The following is a 17,192-nucleotide window of genomic DNA, read 5'->3' as shown; positions in this document are numbered from 1 at the left end:
GGTGTCCTTTGCCAGATCCAGATTAAACGAGGCCGCCATTGGCGCGTAAAGTCTGGCCATTCACCCAGCGGCCATCCGGCCCGGCCAGGAAGGCCACGGCGGCGGCGATGTCGTCCGGCGTGCCCAGGCGCTCCAGCGGGGCCATCTTGCGCATGCGTTCTATCATTTCTTCCGTCTTGCCGTTCAGGAACAGGGCCGTGGCCGTGGGGCCGGGGGCGACGGCGTTGACAGTGATGTTCTTGCCGCGCAATTCCTTGGCGAAGATATTCGTCATCGTTTCGATGGCCGCCTTGGTGGCGCCGTAGACGCAATAGCCGGGCAGGGCCAGGCCGATCACGCTGGTCGAGAAATTGACCACACTGCCGCCGTGGCGCAGGCGCGTCGCCGCCTGGCGCATGGTGTTGAAGCTGCCCTTGACGTTGATGGCGAACAGGCTGTCGAAGGTGGCGTCGTCCGTGTCGGCCAGGGCGGGCAGCACGGGCGGCATGATGCCCGCATTGTTGACCAGCACGTCGACGCCGCCGAAGGCCGCTTCGGCCGCATCGAACAGCGCCTGCACATCGGCCGCATCGGCCACGTTGGCTTTCACGGCGATGGCGCTGCCGCCATCGGCGGCGATGGCCGCCACCAGCTTGTCCGCTTCGACGTTGCCGCTGGCGTAATTGACGACGACCCGCATGCCGTCGCGGGCCAGGCGGCGGGCGATGGCGGCGCCGATGCCGCGCGATGCGCCCGTGACGATGGCGACCTTGGCTGCTGTGTTCATGGTGTTTCTCCTGTGGTGGTGGGAGGCCCGCAATGCCGAGCCAGTGCAGCCATTGTGATCTTTATTTATTGATGGATAAAGGTGGCGGAACTGGTTTTAGTGTGCAATCTAAATTAACAATGATTGTTGAGCCTTCTGGCATGGTGTGGGCAGGAATGCCCCCTTTATCGGCCGGGCGCGCCTACCTATAGTGACGCTTTTCCCATGGAGGCCTGCATGTCCCGACAACTGTCCCTAGCCCGATTCTCCCTTGTTGCCCTTGCCGCCGGCGCACTGTTCCTGCCGCTGGCTAACTACGCCAGTTCTTTTACCGGCCGCCAGAAGGAGTCCGCCATGCAAGCGTCCGTCACCTATGTGCACCTGCTGCGCAAGACGCCTTTTTTCACGCGCCTGACGACGGCGCAACTGCGCGACGTCATCGCGCATGCGCAGGAATGGGAAGTGCAGCCAGGCACGACGATCGCGGACAGCACGGACGGCGATGGCGGCATCTGGATCCTGCTCGATGGCGGCTGGCAGGTGGAGGCGGACGGCAACGTTTATCCCGCGCTGCATGACGGGGCGGGGAAATGGTATGGCGGCCCCGCCACGCAGGGGGCGACGGTGGTGGCATCGCGGCTGGTGGTCAGCCAGCACAGCTATGTGATGCGCATCAGCGCAGGTGACTTTGCCCGCATGCGCGAGCAGGGCATCGATTTTGATGCCCACATGCGCCAGGGTCTGGCGTATTACGGGCGGATCTTGCGGCCTGCCGGCTGATTGCAAGAAATTGCGCAAAAGAATGAAATATTTCTCAAAGTTAACTTTACACGTCAAATGATTTGGCCCATGATCGCTGCAGTATTCCCCCTTTGTCCCCGACCCCGACAAGAAGGAGCGCAGCATGCGCCGAGCACCCGTTTTATTTTTCGCCCTGAGCACGGCCTTGCTGGCAGCTTGCGGCGTGAGCCTTGAGCAAACCGCCGTCGTGCCTGTCGCGTCTGTCGAGATGCAGGAGCCGGCCGCGCAATTGCCTGCCGAAGGCGATGGCCGGCACGCCTATCTGCACCGCGTGGGTAGCCGCGATTATGTCAGCCTGAGCCAGCATGGCCCCGAAGGCGGCTTGCCGATACTCACGGGGACGCAGCGCCATGCGCATGCCATCCGCCTGCTGGCAGCCGATCCCGCCCAGGTCCGCGCCATCCTGCGCAGCCTGAGGCTGCCTGCGCACCAGCGCAAGCTGTGGGCGGGCGAGGAAATCGCGCTCGATGCGGCCAGCTATGACATGTTGCAAGCGGCACGCGGCAGCAACAAGCCGCTGTTTGCCGAGCTCAAGCTGGTAGGGATGGAGAAGTAGTAAAAGAAACGGGGCCGAACGGCCCCGCTGTGACTGCGTTGAAAACATCTGACGAAACCGTAGCGAGCGGCAGAGAGTTGTGGCCGAGAAGCGCAACCGTGCTGAAGCGTGGTGAGCATCGCAGGCCGCAAATCGCGACGCGCAGTAGGTTTTGCTGTATGTTAAATTTCCAGGTTGTCGATGAGTCTAGTCTGCCCCAGCTTGGCGGCGGCCAGCACCACCAGCGGTTCGCCGGCAGCCAGTTCGGCGGCGTTGGGCGCCTGCAGGTTGGCGCGCTTGCGCACGGCGATGTAGTCCGATTTCCAGCCGCGGCCGTCCAGCAGCCGCATCGCCGCCTGTTCCAGTTCACCCACGGCCAGGTTGCCCTTGCGCACTTCCTCGGCCACGAAATTAAGACCCTTGTACAGTTCCGGCGCTTCCGCGCGTTCGCTTTCCGACAGGTACATATTGCGTGACGACAAAGCCAGGCCATCGTCGGCGCGGTAGGTTTCCGCGGCGATGATTTCCGTCGGCAGCGCGAACTGGCGTGCCATGTTGCGGATGATCATCAACTGCTGGTAATCCTTCTTGCCGAACACGGCCACGCGCGGGCCCACGCAGGAGAACAGCTTGGTGACGACCGTGCACACGCCTTCGAAGAAGCCGGGGCGGAATTCGCCTTCCAGGGTATTGCCCAGGTCATCGGGCGGGCGCACGCGGTATTCCTGCGGTTCCGGATACAGTTCCTTTTCCGTCGGGGCGAACAGCACGTACACGCCTTCCTTTTCCAGCTTGGCGATATCGGCTTCCATGGTGCGCGGATACTTTTCGAAATCCTCGTTCGGGCCGAATTGCAGGCGGTTGACGAAGATCGAGGCGACGACGGGGTCGCCATGCTTGCGCGCCAGGCGCATCAGCGACAGATGGCCTTCGTGCAGGTTGCCCATGGTGGGGACGAACGCCGTGCGCAGCTGTCCGCTGAGCTGGTCGCGCAATTCTTCAATGTCGGAAATAATTTTCATGGATTGCTTTCGCTAAAACCCCGTTGTACGGTGGTCAGTGACAAAGGGAGAGGATATCAGGCGGGCGAATAGGCCAGCCGGACGTAGATGGGTGCAAACGGTTCGGCTTGCGTAATTTCGATCAGGGTTTCCTTGGCCAGTTCCAGCAGGGCCACGAAGTTGACCACCACCACGGGCACGCCGCCGGCGATGTCGAACAGCTCGCTGAATTCCACGAAGCGCGACGATTGCAAATGGCGCAGGATGCTCGACATGTGCTCGCGCACGGAGAGTTCCTGGCGGCTGATGCGGTGATGCTGGGTCAGCTTGGCACGCTTCAGCACGTCGAGCCACGCCTGCTGCAAGTCCACCGGTTCCACGTCGGGCCAGGTGGGCGTGAGGCTTTGCTCGATGAAAATCTGCGTGCGCACGAAATCGCGCTCGAACTGGGGAATGGCGTTCAGGTCGTAGGCGGCCAGCTTGATCTGCTCGTATTCGAGCAGGCGGCGCACCAGTTCGGCACGGGGGTCGCCGCCATCTTCCTCGACATCGCTCTTGCGCGATGGCAAGAGCATGCGCGACTTGATCTCGATCAACATGGCCGCCATCAACAGGTACTCGGCCGCCAGTTCCAGGTTGCGCACGCGGATCTGGTCCACATATTTCAGATATTGCAGGGTCACCTGCGCCATCGGGATGTCGAGTATGTTGAAGTTTTGCTTGCGGATCAGGTAGAGCAGCAAGTCGAGCGGGCCTTCGAAGGCTTCGAGGAAGATCTCCAGCGCGTCCGGCGGAATGTACAGATCCGTCGGCATGCGCAGCAGGGGCTCGCCATACAGGCGGGCGATGCCCGCTTCGACCGGGTCGGCGGCGGGCGCTGCGTCCGTGGGTGCAGATGCTGCAGAGGCGCCGCTGCCGTCGCCGCCAGCGGCGGCTTCGGGCGACTCGATGACCGCGTTCACATCCTGGGCGTCCTGCCCGGGCGTGCCCGCCGACTCTTCAGGCAGCATCGTGCCGGTTCCAGGTCTTAGTTCTTGTTCTGGTAGACGTAGGCCTGTTGCTTGACGGCCGATGCCAGTTGGCGTTCCTGCTCATCGATGCTGACGGGCGGTTTGTCCCACAGCAGGGCGCGGCCCGCTTGCTGGCCCGCTTCCATGCCAGGATTCTTGGCTTTCAGTTCGGCGATGAACAGGGTGTGGTCGGATACGTAGTTGTTGTGTTTTGCAGGCAGTTTCATAGTGTCTTCTGAATGTCTTATAAGTAAGGTCAGCCGGCCGTATTCTACCGCGCCGGCTGCGCTGGCGGGTTGTTGTATGGGCAAGCCAGGGGCGAAAATGCTAAAAATCAATACCTTAGCAGGCGCCGCATCACCATCGGCGCCGGTTCGGCGGGGTTGGCGTGCGAATATTCCAGTTCCTCGGCCAGGTCGAATTCGAAGGCCGCGTAAAAATCGATGAGCTTGCGCTGGTCGCGCCGCACGGCCAGGCGCAATTCTTCCGCCTGGCACGACAGGCCGTGATGAATGATGGCTTCGAGCAAATGCTGCGACACATGGCTGCCCCGGTAGGCGGGCAGCACGCCCATGCGCGCAATCTTCCAGATGGCGGGATCGCTGTCGAGCGGCATCCAGCGCAGCGAGCCGGCCGGCACGTCGTCGACCAGCAGCACGAAACCGCCGCCCTGGCGCAGCTGCGCTTCCACCAGTTCGGCCGTCTCGTGGTGTCCGCTGGACGAGGCGGCGACCTTGCCGGCCCACGCGGCGCGGGTCAGGTCGGCAATCAGCTGTGCATCGGCATTTGTTGCTTCGCGCACCACGATATTCATCATCGGTTCCTGTCTGTCCTTAACGGATGCGCATGCCAGGTTCGGCGCCCGGCCACGGGTTCAGGATGTAGATGCCCGGATTGGCCTTCTCGTCGGCAGCGGATGCCGCCATGACCATGCCTTCGGAAATGCCGAACTTCATCTTGCGCGGCGCCAGGTTGGCCACCAGCACCGTCAGCTTGCCGACCAGTTCTTCCGGCTGGTAGGCCGAGCGGATGCCCGAGAACACATTGCGCAAGCGGCCTTCGCCCGCGTCCAGGGTCAGGCGCAGCAGCTTGTCGGAGCCGTCCACCAGTTCGCAGTTGACGATCTTGGCGATGCGCAGGTCGACCTTGAGGAAGTCGTCGATCTTGATCTCGGGCGCCAGTTCCTCGATGGCGGAGGCCGGTGTTTCAGCGGTCGGCACGGGCGCGGCGTCGTTGGCGGCGTCGCCGGCCGGCGCGGCGATGGCGACAGCTTGCGGTGCGTCAAACAGCGCTTCGATCATCTTTGCATCCATGCGCGTCATCAAATGGCTGTAGGCGCCGATGGTGCGGCCCAGCATGCTGTTCGAGACGGCGTCGCCGAACACTTGCGTATCCGCCCAGGTAAATTGCTCGTCGTTGAGGAACGAAGCCACGTTCTTCGCCACGCCCGGCAGGACCGGCGACAGCAGAATCGTCAGCTGGCGGAACAGGATCAGGGCCGTGGTGCACACGTCGTGCAGGTCAAACGTCTTCTCGACGTCCTTGGCGAGGATCCACGGCTTGTTTTCATCGACATACTGGTTGGTGATGTCGGCGATTTCCATGATTTCGCGCAAGGCCTTGCCGAATTCGCGGTTTTCGAAGTGCGCGGCGATGCTGGCCTGGCGCTCGACGATGACGCCGTTGACGTCCACCGTCAGTGCGCGGTTGATCCAGCTTTGCGCGCCTTCCGACAGCGTCGATGCCAGCTTGCCGTCGAAACGCTTGGCGATGAAGCCGGCGCAGCGGCTGGCGATGTTCACGTACTTGCCGATCAGGTCGCTGTTCACGCGGGCGACGAAATCGTCGCCGTTGAAGTCCAGGTCTTCCACCTTCGAGTTCAGCTTGAAGGCGATGTAGTAGCGCAGCCATTCCGGGTTCATGCCCAGGTCCAGGTAGCGCAGCGGCGAAATGCCCGTGCCGCGCGACTTCGACATCTTTTCGTTGTTGACCGTCAGGAAGCCGTGGACATTGACTTTCAGTTTGTCGATCACCGGGTGGCCGGCGAATTTCAGCATGGCGGGCCAGAACAGCAAATGGAAGGAAACGATGTCCTTGCCGATGAAGTGGATTTGTTCCGTGGCAGGATCGTTCAGCAAGGCGTCGAAATCGAGGCCTTTCTTGTCGCAATAGTTTTTCAGGCTGGCCAGGTAGCCGACCGGCGCGTCCATCCACACATAGAAGAACTTGCCCGGCGCATCGGGAATCGGGATGCCGAAGTAGGGCGCATCGCGCGAGATATCCCAGTCGGCCAGCTTCTCGCCCGCCTCGCCCAGCCATTCGCTGACCTTGTTGACCATTTCCGGCTGCAAGCGGCCTGGCGTATTCAGCCAATCCTTGAGGAATTCGAAGCAGCGCGGATCGGACAACTTGAAGAAGTACTGTTCCGACGGCTTCATCACGGGCGTCGCGTTGGTGAAGACGGAGAAGGGGTTGACCAGGTCGGTCGGCTGGTAGGCGGCGCCGCACACTTCGCAATTGTCGCCGTACTGGTTCTTGGCGCCGCATTTCGGGCATTCGCCCTTGATGTTGCGGTCGGCCAGGAACATGCCCTTGACCGGGTCGAAGAAGCGGTCGACGGTCTTCGTGACGATCAGGCCCGTATCGCGCAGCTTGCGGTAGATCGATTGCGACAGATCAACGTTTTCCGGCGAATCGGTCGAATACCAGTTGTCGAAGGCGATATGGAAGCCGTCCAGATACTGGGCGCGGCCGGCGGCGATGTTGGCGACGAATTGCTGCGGCGTGATGCCTTCCTTTTCGGCGGCGATCATGATGGGCGTGCCATGCGTATCGTCGGCGCCCACAAAGTGCACTTCACGGGCTGCTGCGCCATCGCGTTGCATTCGCTGGAACCGGACCCAGATATCGGCCTGGATGTATTCCATGATGTGGCCAATGTGAAAAGCGGCGTTTGCGTAAGGCAGGGCAGTGGTGACGAACAGCTTGCGAGTCATGATTGATGCACTTTTGGGATGGATAATAGGACATTTTAACAGCGGAAACGCAATATGAGCAGATGCGGCGCCGCCAAGTGATGCTTTTGCCTTCATCGCACCATGCAAATTTGCGCTAGACTGCGCGTATTGCACATATGAAGTACACACGGAGATTTACATGAGCATCACAGTAGAAGACGTCAAGGCCGCGCTGGCCCAGGTTATTGATCCAAATACACATAAAGATTTCGTTTCCAGTAAAACCGTCAAGAATCTGAAGGTCGATGGCAGCGACATTTCGCTCGACATTGAACTGGGCTACCCCGCCAAGAGCCAGATCGACCTGATCCGCAAATCCGTGCTGGCCGCGCTGCGCGTGCTGCCGGGCGTGGGCAATGTCAGCGTGGGCGTGTCGTCGAAGATCATTTCGCACACGGTGCAGCGCGGCTTGAAGCCGATGAGCAACGTGAAAAACATCATCGCCGTCGCTTCCGGCAAGGGTGGCGTGGGCAAATCGACGACGGCCGTCAACCTGGCCCTGGCCCTGGCCGCCGAAGGCGCCACGGTCGGCATGCTGGACGCCGATATCTATGGCCCGTCGCAGCCGATGATGCTGGGCATCAGCGGCCAGCCGAAGACGCTGGACGGCAAGAGCATGGAGCCGATGGAAAACCACGGCCTGCAAGTGTCGTCGATCGGTTTCATGATCGATCCGGACGAGCCGATGGTGTGGCGCGGCCCCATGGTCACGCAAGCCTTGCAGCAACTGCTGGACCAGACCAACTGGCGCGACCTCGATTACCTGATCGTCGACATGCCGCCAGGCACGGGCGACATTCAATTGACGCTGTCGCAGAAAGTGCCCGTCACGGGCGCCGTCATCGTCACGACGCCGCAGGACATCGCGCTGCTCGACGCGCGCAAGGGCTTGAAAATGTTCGAGAAAGTCGGCATTCCGATTCTGGGCGTGGTGGAAAACATGAGCACGCACATCTGCTCGAACTGCGGCCATGCGGAAGAAATCTTCGGCGCCGGCGGCGGCGCGAAGATGTGCGCGGATTTCGGTGTGGAATTCCTCGGCGCCTTGCCGCTGACCATGGCGATTCGCCAGCAGACGGATTCGGGCACGCCCACCGTCGTGGCCGAGCCGGAAGGCCCCGTCGCCGTGATCTACAAGCAGATCGCCCGCACCATCGCCATCAAGGTGGCGGAAAAGGCCAAGGATATGACAAGCAAGTTCCCGTCGATCGTCATCAAGAACGACTAGCGGCTGGGTGGCCTTGCAAACCTGGTTTTCAAGGTCGCCGTGGTGCTGTTGGATTGATATAATCTTCCCCGGCGCCACGACCGCCAGGGATATGGTTTCATGCAGTCCGTGTTGTTATTAAACAAGAGGAGACATCATGCACCTGAACACAGTATTCCTGCGCCGCAGTATCGCCGTGATCGCCGGCAGCCTGCTGGCCGCCAGCGCCTACGCCCAATCCGTGTCCTTCGTCGAGCCGGCTGACGGCGCGACAGTGACCAGCCCGTTCAAAGTGAAATTTGCCGTCAGCGGCATGGACGTCAAGCCGGCCGGCGACATGACGGCCAAGACGGGCCACCATCATCTGCTGATCAATACGGGGCCGATGAAGGCGGGCGAGATGATCCCGATGGATGACAAGCATTTGCATTTCGGCAAGGGCCAGACGGAAACGGACGTCACCTTGCCGCCGGGCCAGTACACCTTGACGATGCAGTTCGCCAACGGCGCACACCAGTCGTACGGGCCGGAGCTGAGCAAAAGCATCCAGGTGACCGTGAAGTAGGCGGCATTTGCCAGATAGCGTGCCGGGCGCCAGAAATGGCCCCCGGCACTGTTTTTTCAGCCCGCCTTTTTCGGCCAGATGCGCGACGCAAGCAGCGCGAGGGCAAAGACGCACACGCCCACAAACAGCGCGCGCTGCCAGTCCGGGGCGTGCTCGGCCGTAAAAAGATAGCCGTACAATACCGTGCCCGTCGCACAGCCTGCGCCCGTGGTGAATGCCTGTTTCATTGAATCTCCTCGTCTCGTGTCGGCCTTGCCGGCCAGCCCGGCCGCCTCTCATGGGCAGCCTGTCTGCGCTCAGATTATCATAAAAGCAATTACGTGGAGACATTTCTCTGCGTGCAAGGCCGGATGGCTTCTGTCATCATCGCGTCACATAGTTTGCGTATGCTGCCCGGTGCCGAAAAGGGCGCGTGGCGTCCTTGCGAATAAATTTGATAAACGAGCGGATATGACGAAGAATTTCTCCCTTTCCCGGCAACTGGCGCATGCGCTGCTGCTGGTGTCGAGCGTGGCGGCTTGCCAGGCGCATGCGGCCAAGGCCGTTCCTGCCGTTCCTGCCGTGCCTGTCACGGCGGCGCAGCCGAAGCTGGTGGTGGTGCTGGTGGTCGATGGCTTGCCGCAAGAGCAGGTGACGCGCTACCGCGAGCAGTTCGGGCCGGGCGGTTTCCGCCGCCTGCTGGAGCAGGGCGCGTGGTTCAGCGATGCGCACCAGGCGCATGGCATCACGGTGACGGCCATCGGCCACTCGGCCGTGCTGTCGGGCGCCTATCCCTACCAGCATGGCGTGATCGGCAATAACTGGATCGATCCTGTCACGAAGAAATCCGTGTACTGCACCGAAGACGGCAATTTCCACTACATCGGCGAAGAAACGAAGCCGGACGACGGCACTTCGCCCGTGAAGCTGCGCGTGAGCACCCTGGGCGACGAGCTGCGCTACGCCACGGGCGACAAGGCCAAGGTCGTCACCGTGTCGGGCAAGGACCGGGGCGCCATCTTGCTGGCCGGCAAGACGGGCACGGCTTATATGTACATGGAAAAGACGGGCAATTTCGCCAGCAGCACCTACTACATGCAGCAGCATCCGCAATGGGTGCAGCGCTACCAGGCGGCCAAGCCGCAGGACCGCTACTACGGCAAGAGCTGGACGCCGCTGCTGGCCGACGGCGCCTACGTCAATGATGCGCGCGACGACCTCGTGGCGGCCAAGCCGGGCACGCGCAACACCTTCCCCTTCGCCTACTACAGCGACAGCGGCAACCTCGATGGCGATTACTACAGCCGCCTGAAGGCCGGTCCCTTCCTCGACGAGCTGACCCTGGAATTTGCCCGCGCGGCCGTCGATGGCGAGAACCTGGGCCGCAACCCGGCCGGCGTGCCCGATATCCTGGGCGTGAGCCTGTCCGCACACGACTATGTGAACCATGCCTATGGCCCGGAAAGCAAGATGTCGCATGACCACCTGCAGCGCCTGGACCGCATGCTGGCCGGCTTCTTCGCCGACCTGGACAAGAAAGTCGGCATGGACAACGTGCTGGTGGTGCTGACGGCCGACCATGGCTTTGCCAACGTGCCGGAATTTACGGAAGCGCGCGGCGGCTTTTCCGCCAAGCGCATCGACGGCGACAAGCTGGCCGCAAGCCTGAACCAGCACCTGGCCACGACCCTGGGCGTGGACAAGCTGGTGACGACCTGGTCGATGCCGAATATCTACCTCGATTACGCGCTGGCGGAAAAGAGCGGCATCCAGAGTGCCGCCCTGGAAGACGCCGCGGCCCGCTTCCTGCTGCAACAGGACGGCATGGCGCAGATCTACACGCGCACGCAGATGGAGTCGGGCGCGGTGGCCACGCGCATGGATACCCTGATGCGCCGCGCCTGGAACCGCCAGCTGTCGGGCGACCTGATGGTGGTGACGAAACCGGCCTGGTACTTCGGCAAGGGCGTCGGGGGCACCTCGCACGGCTCGCCGTACACCTATGACACCAACGTGCCGCTGATGGTCTTCGGCCCGCGCTGGATCAAGCCGGGCGCGTATGGCGAATACGCGGAAGTGGTCGACATCGCGCCTACGCTCGCCCACCTGCTGCGCATCCGCCAGCCGTCGGCGTCGGAAGGGCGCATTCTGACGGAAGCGGTGCGGTAAAAGAACCCAGCGGCGAAAATGCTGGGGTCGGACCCTGAGAGTCTGGCCCCAGGGTTTGCATGTGGGTTGGTCGTTAAAATGGCACTACAGCAGCCAGTCGATCGGCAGCACCGACAAAATCGCCACGCCCATGCGCTTCCACACGCTGGCGCCCGGTTCCGTGTCGTAGCGTGTGGTCGTGCCGTTGGCGTTGCGGGCGATCCAGTACAGCGAACCGTCGGGATTCAGCAGCACCTGGTAGGCGCGCTGCGGGATGGTCGTGCGCATGGCTTGCCCCAGCTGGCCGGCCAGCGCGGGGCTGTCGATGACGAGGCCCATTTCCGTGTTCAGTTCGATGGAGCGGGGGTCGAAGTTGAACGAGCCGACGAAGATGCGCTGGTCGTCGACGGCAAAGGTCTTCGCGTGCAGGCTCGATGCGGAGCTGCCGAAGCGGCCCGGCTGTTCGCGCGCGTCTCCCGCTTCCCACGAGCGGCGCGATTCGTACAGCAGCACGCCCGCTTCCAGCAGCGGCTTCCGCCACTTCGCATAACCCGCATGCACTGCCGCCACGTCGGTCGCTTCCAGCGCATTCGTCAGGATGCGCACGCCCACGCCCTTGTGCGCCAGGTCGGCAAAGGCCTGGGTGCCCGCCTTGCCGGGGACGAAATAGGGGGAAATCAGGTCCAGCTCCTTGTGCGGCACGCCCAGCAGGTTTTCCAGGTTTTCCGCCACGCCCGTGCCGGGCCGTGCCTGGTCCAGCACCTTGGCCGGATCGTCGCTGATCATGCGCGTCTTCGCCCATTCGAACGGCAACTGGCGCTCCATCAGCTGCCTGACGAAGGGCGAGGTGCGCAGCGCCTGCACGTATTCCGCGGCCGCCCGGGTGTCGTCGATGCGGTCCGCCTCGGCGGCGATGGTGGCCGCGTCGCCTTCCACGGGCCTGGTCAGCAGCAGTTGCGCCGGGTAGGCCGAGGCGCTGTTCCAGTAGCGATCGAATTCATGCGACACCTCGTCGACGACGGGGCCGACGGCCAGCACGTCCAGGTCGGCAAACAGCACGTCGCCGGCCGCGCCGAAGTATTCATCGCCCACATTGCGCCCGCCGACGATGGTGGCCTGGTTGTCTGCCGTGAACGATTTGTTGTGCATGCGCCGGTTGACGCGCGAGAAATCGGTGACGAAGGCCAGCGCCCGCGGCGAGCGGGGCACGAAGGGGTTGAACAGGCGGATGTCGATGTTTTTCTGCTTGCCCAGCATCGTCAGGATCTGGTCCATGCCCGAGGTGTTGTTATCGTCGAGCAGCAGGCGCACGCGCACGCCCCGTTCCGCCGCCTGGCGCAGGGCGTCGAACAGCAGGGTGCCCGTGATGTCCTTGTGCCAGATGTAGTACTGCACGTCCAGGCTGCGTTCGGCGGCTGCGGCCAGCAGCGCCCGCGCGGCAAACGCATCGCGTCCGTCGGCCAGCGGGTAGATGCCGGAGACGCCGGGATGCTGCGCCGCCAGGGGCGCGATGGCCATGCCGAGCCGGGTACCGTCCGTATCGGTGATGACGCTGGAGGCGACGCGGCCTTCCAGGGAAGGCAGCGCGGCGCAGCCGGCAAGGAGCAGGGACAGCAGCAGCGGCAGCACGAAGCTGGCGCTGCGGGGGAGGGCAAGGGTGGTGGCAGGCATGGCGGGCTTTCATCGGGTTGCCCCGATGTTAGCAGATGTGCATGCCCGCACGCGGGCGCGTGCTTGAAACGGCTTAGAACTGTTCCAGGGCGATCAGCTCGGCCACCGCCTGGCGGCGGCGGATCAAACGGGATCGCTCGCCATCGACGAGGTATTCCGCCGCGTGGGGGCGGCTGTTGTAGTTCGACGACATCGACGCGCCATACGCGCCGGCGCCCTCGAAGACGACGTAGTCGCCCACCTGCGCGGCGGGCAGCAGCCGCGTTTCCACCACGCCGCCATCGCGCTGGGTAAACACGTCGCCCGATTCGCACAGGGGGCCGCCGACGACGGTGGCGCGCTGCGCATCCAGGGCGCGGCCGTCATGCGCGATGACGGACATGGCGTGGTAGCTGCCGTACATGGCAGGGCGCATCAGTTCATTGAAGCCCGTGTCGAGCAGGGTGAAGTGGTTGCCGCCCATTTGCTTGGTGGCGCGCACTTCGGCCACCAGCAGGCCCGCGTCCGCCACCAGGAAGCGGCCCGGCTCGATTTCCAGGTGCACGCGATGGCCCAGGTGCGCCTCGATCTGCTTGCGCGCCGCGTCCCACAGCTGGAAGTAGTGGTCCGTGTCGACGGGCTGTTCGCCATCGCGGTAGGGCACGGACAGGCCGCCGCCCGTGGAAATGGCTTCGATGTCGTGGCCCATGTTCTTCACCAGGTCAACCATGGTGCCGCAGACGGTTTCCAGGTGACTGTAGTCGACGCCGGAACCGATGTGCATGTGCAGGCCCACCAGGTGCAGCCCGTGGGCGCGGATGACGGCCAGCGCCTCCGGCAGTTCTTCATGCCAGATGCCGTGCTTGCTGTTTTCGCCGCCCGTATTGGTCTTGTTGCTGTGGCCATGGCCGTAGCCCGGATTGATGCGCAGCCAGACGCGGTGGCCGGGCGACACGGGGCCCAGCTGGCGCAGCATGTCGACGGAGCCGCAATTGACTTCGATCTTCGCCGCCGCCACGCGCGCCAGGGTGGCGCGGTCGAACAGGTCGCAGGTGAACACGACGCCGGCCGCGCCGTTGGTTTGCGCCGGCGCAAAGCCTGCCTGCAGCGCGCGCTCGATCTCGCCCAGCGAGACGGCGTCCACGTGCACGCCCGCCTCGCGCATCAGGGTGAGCAGATGGATATTGGAATTGGCTTTTTGCGCGAAGCGCACGGTGTCGAACTGCGCCAGCTGGGCGACGCGCGCGCGGATGGTGGCCGCGTCGTAGACCCACAGGGGCGTGCCGTGTTCCTGGGCGAGTTGGGCGAGGGTGGCGTCTGGCACTGGTTTCATGGTGTGGGCTCTGTCATATTGGGGGGGGCGGATGGCGCGGGTCTTGTCCGCGTAGCCAGCCTGCGATGCTGCTCATGATGGGGCATTTTCGTATAAACATAAAATATCCATTTGCGCTGACCTTATTCATTTATGATATGCCCATGACCATCTCCCTGCGCCATATCGAGGTTTTCCGCGCCATCATGACGACGGGCAGCGTGACGGCCGCCGCCGCCATGCTGCATACCTCGCAGCCCACCGTCAGCCGCGAGCTGGCGCGCCTCGAGCATTTGACGGGCCTGACCCTGTTCGAGCGCGAGCGGGGGCGGCTGCGCCCCACGGCGCAGGCGCTGCAGCTGTTCGAGGAAGTGCAGCGCGCGTATTTCGGCCTGGAGCGCATCGTCAGCACGGCCACGGCCCTGCGCCAATTCGACCAGGGGCAGCTGTCGATCGCCTGCCTGCCCGTGTTTTCGCAGTCCTTGCTGCCGCAGGCGTGCAGGCGCTTCGTCGCCGACTTTCCCAAGGTGAGCATCAGCATCACGCCGCAGGAGTCGCCGCTGCTGGAGGAGTGGCTGTCGGCGCAGCGCCATGACATCGGCCTGACGGAAGTGGGCAATGCGCCGCCGGGCACGGTGCTCGCGACCCTGATGTCCGTCGACGAAGTGTGCGTGCTGCCGGACGGCCATGCGCTGGCCGCCAAGGCCGTGCTGCAGCCGGCGGACTTCGCGGGCCAGCCTTTCATCAGCCTGGCCGCCGTTGACCCCTACCGCCAGCAGATCGACGCCATCTTCGCGCAGGCTGGCGTGGAGCGGCGCATGGCGCTCGACACGCACAGCGCCGCTTCCGTCTGCGCCATGGTGCGCGAGGGCGTGGGCCTGGCCATCGTCAACCCGCTCACGGCGCTCGACTATGCGGGGCAGGGCTTGCAGATCCGCCGCTTCCGCGTCTCGCTGCCATTCACCGTCAATCTCGTGAAACCCCTGCACCGGCCCCTGTCGCAGCTGGTGGCCCTGTTCGAGCAGGCGCTGCAGGCGCAGGCGGACGCCGTCAAGCAGCGCTTGCAGCTGCTCTAGGCATGCCAGTGGAGCGGCGGCAGTCAACAGAGTAAAATGGTGTTTTCTTCATTTCAGCCTGATTACTTCGATGACCACAACCGCTACTCCCGTGCGTACCCGCTTTGCCCCCAGCCCGACCGGCTACCTTCACCTGGGCGGCGCCCGCACCGCTTTGTACAGCTGGGCCTTTGCCCGTCACTTTGGCGGCACCTTCGTGCTGCGCATCGAAGACACGGACGTGGAGCGTTCGACCCCGGAAGCCGTGCAGGCCATCATCGAGGGCATGCAGTGGCTGGGCCTGGACCACGACGAAGGTCCGTTCTACCAGATGGCCCGCATGGACCGCTACCGCGAAGTGGTGGCGCAGATGCTGGCTGAAGGCACGGCGTATCACTGCTATTCCTCGCCCGACGAGGTCGAAGCGATGCGCGAGCGCATGCGCGCCGCCGGCGAAAAGCCGCGCTACGACGGCACCTGGCGCCCGGAGCCGGGCAAGACCCTGCCGGCCATCCCTGCCGACCGCAAGCCCGTCGTACGCTTCAAGAATCCGCTCGACGGCGACGTCAGCTGGGACGACGTGGTCAAGGGCACGATCACGATTTCGAACCGCGAGCTGGACGACCTGGTGATCGCGCGCCCGGACGGCACGCCAACCTATAACTTCTGCGTCGCCGTCGACGACTGGGACATGGGCATCACGCACGTGCTGCGCGGCGATGACCACGTTAATAATACGCCACGCCAGATCAACATCCTGCGCGCCATCAACGCGCCGCTGCCTTTGTATGGCCACCTGCCGATGATTTTGGGTTCGGACGGCCAGAAGATGTCCAAGCGCCGCGATGCCGTCAGCGTCATGGATTACCCGGCGCAGGGCTTCCTGCCCGAGTCGATGCTGAACTACCTGGCGCGCCTGGGCTGGAGCCATGGCGACGATGAAGTGTTCTCGGTGGAGCAGTTCTGCGAATGGTTCAACCTCGACCACCTGACCAAGTCGGCCGCGCAGTTCGACCTGGAAAAGCTCAAGTGGCTCAATAACCACTACATCAAGCAGGCTGACAATACGCGCCTGGCCGGCTTGGCTAGAGCGCAGATGCTGGAAGCGGGCGCCGTCTTTGAAGGCGCGCCGGACCTGGCGCTGGTGCTGGGCATGATGAAGGAGCGCGCCAACACGGTCAACGAACTGGCGGCCGCCTCGATGCTGTTCTTCCGCGAGCCGCAGCCGGACGCCGATCTGGCGGCGCAGCACATCACGGATGCCATCAAGCCCGTGTTGGCGCAGTTTGCCGAGCGCATCGCCACGGTGGAGTGGAGCAAGGAAGCCGTCGCCGCCATGATCAAGGAAGTGCTGGCTGCCAACACCATCAAGATGCCGCTGCTGGCCATGCCTTTGCGCCTGATCCTGACGGGCCAGTTGCAGACCCCGGCCATCGACCAGGTGGTGGTGGTATTCGGCCGCGAGACGGTGTTGGCGCGCCTGGCAAAGTGGCTGTAAGTACGCGCCGTTAAATCGCGTGGAAATTGCGTGTGGAAACCGCCCCCTATGAAAAGTTGCTCATAGACGAAAAAGGGTATTTGCAGAGTGAAACTTCTTTGCTATACTCTTGTTTCTGCACCAACGGGGGTATAGCTCAGCTGGGAGAGCGCTTGCATGGCATGCAAGAGGTCAGCGGTTCGATCCCGCTTACCTCCACCAGCAGAAAAATCGCAGTCAGGTTTTGTTAGTCGTTGAAGTGGTGCAGATGTTGTACGGAAGTTCCGCGGTCCCCATCGTCTAGAGGCCTAGGACATCACCCTTTCACGGTGAGTACAGGGGTTCGAATCCCCTTGGGGACGCCAGGTAGTTGTGTTATAGTAGTGGCAGTTGTTTGTACTGATTGTTGTAAGTTCAGGCTGGTCAAAAGACGGGTTCTGGATGGAAAGCAAGTAGTGGAACAAAGTCGCCAAGTGCGGCTTTTATTATTTCTGCGCCCGGGGGGTATAGCTCAGCTGGGAGAGCGCTTGCATGGCATGCAAGAGGTCAGCGGTTCGATCCCGCTTACCTCCACCAACAGCGCAGGAGTAAAGTAGCAAACTGTAGTTCCGTGGTCCCCATCGTCTAGAGGCCTAGGACATCACCCTTTCACGGTGAGTACAGGGGTTCGAATCCCCTTGGGGACGCCAG

The 17,192-nt window shown here is 63.0% G+C and carries 16 protein-coding genes and 4 tRNA genes; 11 read left to right on the top strand and 9 right to left on the bottom strand.

Annotated elements, in window-relative coordinates:
* Positions 1-22: 22 nt before the first annotated feature.
* The gene (locus tag AC07VL_RS25485) at positions 23-766 is read right to left on the bottom strand and encodes an SDR family oxidoreductase (RefSeq protein ID WP_494808319.1); all 744 of its coding nucleotides are present in this window, start codon (positions 764-766) and stop codon (positions 23-25) included.
* 216 nt (positions 767-982) lie between these two features.
* On the opposite strand from AC07VL_RS25485, the gene AC07VL_RS25480 reads away from it, so the two are divergent.
* Together AC07VL_RS25480 and AC07VL_RS25475 are read left to right on the top strand one after the other, a co-directional pair.
* On the top strand, positions 983-1,525 hold the full coding sequence (locus AC07VL_RS25480) for a hypothetical protein (RefSeq protein ID WP_494808318.1): 543 nt from the start codon (positions 983-985) through the stop codon (positions 1,523-1,525).
* Between the two features lie 124 nt (positions 1,526-1,649).
* Complete coding sequence (locus AC07VL_RS25475) at positions 1,650-2,102, top strand: hypothetical protein (protein ID WP_494808317.1); 453 nt, start codon at positions 1,650-1,652, stop codon at positions 2,100-2,102.
* A 161-nt stretch (positions 2,103-2,263) separates the two neighbouring features.
* Here the strand turns inward: AC07VL_RS25475 and panC are convergent, their stop codons facing one another.
* The 5 genes from panC to metG form a co-directional block, all read right to left on the bottom strand.
* Entirely contained in the window at positions 2,264-3,103 is an 840-nt protein-coding gene (panC, locus tag AC07VL_RS25470) for a pantoate--beta-alanine ligase (protein ID WP_290603446.1), read from the bottom strand.
* Between the two features lie 56 nt (positions 3,104-3,159).
* Positions 3,160-4,092: a segregation and condensation protein A gene (locus tag AC07VL_RS25465; RefSeq protein WP_494808316.1), complete on the bottom strand. Its 933-nt coding sequence runs from the start codon at positions 4,090-4,092 to the stop codon at positions 3,160-3,162.
* A 17-nt stretch (positions 4,093-4,109) separates the two neighbouring features.
* Entirely contained in the window at positions 4,110-4,319 is a 210-nt protein-coding gene (locus tag AC07VL_RS25460) for a DUF3460 family protein (RefSeq protein ID WP_289952775.1), read from the bottom strand.
* A 107-nt stretch (positions 4,320-4,426) separates the two neighbouring features.
* Complete coding sequence (locus AC07VL_RS25455) at positions 4,427-4,906, bottom strand: GNAT family N-acetyltransferase (protein WP_494808363.1); 480 nt, start codon at positions 4,904-4,906, stop codon at positions 4,427-4,429.
* Positions 4,907-4,925: 19 nt separating this feature from the next.
* The gene (gene metG / locus AC07VL_RS25450; RefSeq protein WP_494808315.1) at positions 4,926-7,088 is read right to left on the bottom strand and encodes a methionine--tRNA ligase; all 2,163 of its coding nucleotides are present in this window, start codon (positions 7,086-7,088) and stop codon (positions 4,926-4,928) included.
* Between the two features lie 160 nt (positions 7,089-7,248).
* On the opposite strand from metG, the gene apbC reads away from it, so the two are divergent.
* Both apbC and AC07VL_RS25440 read left to right on the top strand, forming a co-directional pair.
* The gene (gene apbC, locus AC07VL_RS25445) at positions 7,249-8,337 is read left to right on the top strand and encodes an iron-sulfur cluster carrier protein ApbC (protein ID WP_070219730.1); all 1,089 of its coding nucleotides are present in this window, start codon (positions 7,249-7,251) and stop codon (positions 8,335-8,337) included.
* Positions 8,338-8,473: 136 nt separating this feature from the next.
* Positions 8,474-8,881, top strand: a complete 408-nt coding sequence (locus AC07VL_RS25440) for a DUF4399 domain-containing protein (protein ID WP_494808314.1) — start codon at positions 8,474-8,476, stop codon at positions 8,879-8,881.
* A gap of 56 nt (positions 8,882-8,937) precedes the next feature.
* On the opposite strand, the gene AC07VL_RS25435 is transcribed toward AC07VL_RS25440, so the two are convergent.
* A complete protein-coding gene (locus AC07VL_RS25435; RefSeq protein WP_494808313.1) occupies positions 8,938-9,108 on the bottom strand; it encodes a hypothetical protein in 171 nt (56 codons plus the stop codon).
* A gap of 223 nt (positions 9,109-9,331) precedes the next feature.
* On the opposite strand from AC07VL_RS25435, the gene AC07VL_RS25430 reads away from it, so the two are divergent.
* Positions 9,332-11,029, top strand: coding sequence for an alkaline phosphatase family protein (locus AC07VL_RS25430; protein WP_494808312.1), 1,698 nt, complete (start codon positions 9,332-9,334; stop codon positions 11,027-11,029).
* An 84-nt stretch (positions 11,030-11,113) separates the two neighbouring features.
* On the opposite strand, the gene AC07VL_RS25425 is transcribed toward AC07VL_RS25430, so the two are convergent.
* Together AC07VL_RS25425 and lysA are read right to left on the bottom strand one after the other, a co-directional pair.
* Positions 11,114-12,679 (bottom strand): phospholipase D family protein, encoded by a 1,566-nt coding sequence (locus AC07VL_RS25425; RefSeq protein WP_494808311.1) that lies wholly within the window; start codon positions 12,677-12,679, stop codon positions 11,114-11,116.
* A 73-nt stretch (positions 12,680-12,752) separates the two neighbouring features.
* Complete coding sequence (gene lysA / locus AC07VL_RS25420; RefSeq protein ID WP_494808310.1) at positions 12,753-13,991, bottom strand: diaminopimelate decarboxylase; 1,239 nt, start codon at positions 13,989-13,991, stop codon at positions 12,753-12,755.
* A 143-nt stretch (positions 13,992-14,134) separates the two neighbouring features.
* Between lysA and AC07VL_RS25415 the strand changes: the two genes are divergently transcribed.
* The 6 genes from AC07VL_RS25415 to AC07VL_RS25390 all read left to right on the top strand — a co-directional run bounded on the left by AC07VL_RS25415 (position 14,135) and on the right by AC07VL_RS25390 (position 17,191).
* Positions 14,135-15,046 carry a LysR family transcriptional regulator gene (locus AC07VL_RS25415; RefSeq protein ID WP_494808309.1) on the top strand — a complete coding sequence of 304 codons (912 nt, stop codon included), beginning with the start codon at positions 14,135-14,137 and terminating at the stop codon, positions 15,044-15,046.
* A 70-nt stretch (positions 15,047-15,116) separates the two neighbouring features.
* Positions 15,117-16,523, top strand: coding sequence for a glutamate--tRNA ligase (gene gltX / locus AC07VL_RS25410; protein ID WP_494808308.1), 1,407 nt, complete (start codon positions 15,117-15,119; stop codon positions 16,521-16,523).
* 125 nt (positions 16,524-16,648) lie between these two features.
* Positions 16,649-16,724: transfer RNA gene (locus AC07VL_RS25405), tRNA-Ala, on the top strand.
* A gap of 67 nt (positions 16,725-16,791) precedes the next feature.
* A tRNA-Glu gene (locus AC07VL_RS25400) sits at positions 16,792-16,867 on the top strand.
* A 135-nt stretch (positions 16,868-17,002) separates the two neighbouring features.
* Positions 17,003-17,078: transfer RNA gene (locus AC07VL_RS25395), tRNA-Ala, on the top strand.
* Positions 17,079-17,115: 37 nt separating this feature from the next.
* Positions 17,116-17,191 (top strand) — tRNA-Glu (locus AC07VL_RS25390).
* The last annotated feature ends 1 nt before the right edge of the window (position 17,192 follow it).

The sequence above is a fragment of the Janthinobacterium sp. GW821-FHT03C08 genome, from assembly GCF_059420905.1.
Note: the sequence above shows the minus strand (reverse complement) of the source record. Positions and strands in the feature narration are given on the sequence as shown.

Bases quoted from the DNA above. Each gene is read 5' to 3' on its own strand.
- AC07VL_RS25485 (WP_494808319.1), bottom strand. From the start codon at position 766: ATGAACACAGCAGCCAAGGTCGCCATCGTCACGGGCGCATCGCGCGGC.
- AC07VL_RS25480 (WP_494808318.1), top strand. From the start codon at position 983: ATGTCCCGACAACTGTCCCTAGCCCGATTCTCCCTTGTTGCCCTTGCC.
- AC07VL_RS25475 (WP_494808317.1), top strand. From the start codon at position 1,650: ATGCGCCGAGCACCCGTTTTATTTTTCGCCCTGAGCACGGCCTTGCTG.
- panC (WP_290603446.1), bottom strand. From the start codon at position 3,103: ATGAAAATTATTTCCGACATTGAAGAATTGCGCGACCAGCTCAGCGGA.
- AC07VL_RS25465 (WP_494808316.1), bottom strand. From the start codon at position 4,092: ATGCTGCCTGAAGAGTCGGCGGGCACGCCCGGGCAGGACGCCCAGGAT.
- AC07VL_RS25460 (WP_289952775.1), bottom strand. From the start codon at position 4,319: ATGAAACTGCCTGCAAAACACAACAACTACGTATCCGACCACACCCTG.
- AC07VL_RS25455 (WP_494808363.1), bottom strand. From the start codon at position 4,906: ATGAATATCGTGGTGCGCGAAGCAACAAATGCCGATGCACAGCTGATT.
- metG (WP_494808315.1), bottom strand. From the start codon at position 7,088: ATGACTCGCAAGCTGTTCGTCACCACTGCCCTGCCTTACGCAAACGCC.
- apbC (WP_070219730.1), top strand. From the start codon at position 7,249: ATGAGCATCACAGTAGAAGACGTCAAGGCCGCGCTGGCCCAGGTTATT.
- AC07VL_RS25440 (WP_494808314.1), top strand. From the start codon at position 8,474: ATGCACCTGAACACAGTATTCCTGCGCCGCAGTATCGCCGTGATCGCC.
- AC07VL_RS25435 (WP_494808313.1), bottom strand. From the start codon at position 9,108: ATGAAACAGGCATTCACCACGGGCGCAGGCTGTGCGACGGGCACGGTA.
- AC07VL_RS25430 (WP_494808312.1), top strand. From the start codon at position 9,332: ATGACGAAGAATTTCTCCCTTTCCCGGCAACTGGCGCATGCGCTGCTG.
- AC07VL_RS25425 (WP_494808311.1), bottom strand. From the start codon at position 12,679: ATGCCTGCCACCACCCTTGCCCTCCCCCGCAGCGCCAGCTTCGTGCTG.
- lysA (WP_494808310.1), bottom strand. From the start codon at position 13,991: ATGAAACCAGTGCCAGACGCCACCCTCGCCCAACTCGCCCAGGAACAC.
- AC07VL_RS25415 (WP_494808309.1), top strand. From the start codon at position 14,135: ATGACCATCTCCCTGCGCCATATCGAGGTTTTCCGCGCCATCATGACG.
- gltX (WP_494808308.1), top strand. From the start codon at position 15,117: ATGACCACAACCGCTACTCCCGTGCGTACCCGCTTTGCCCCCAGCCCG.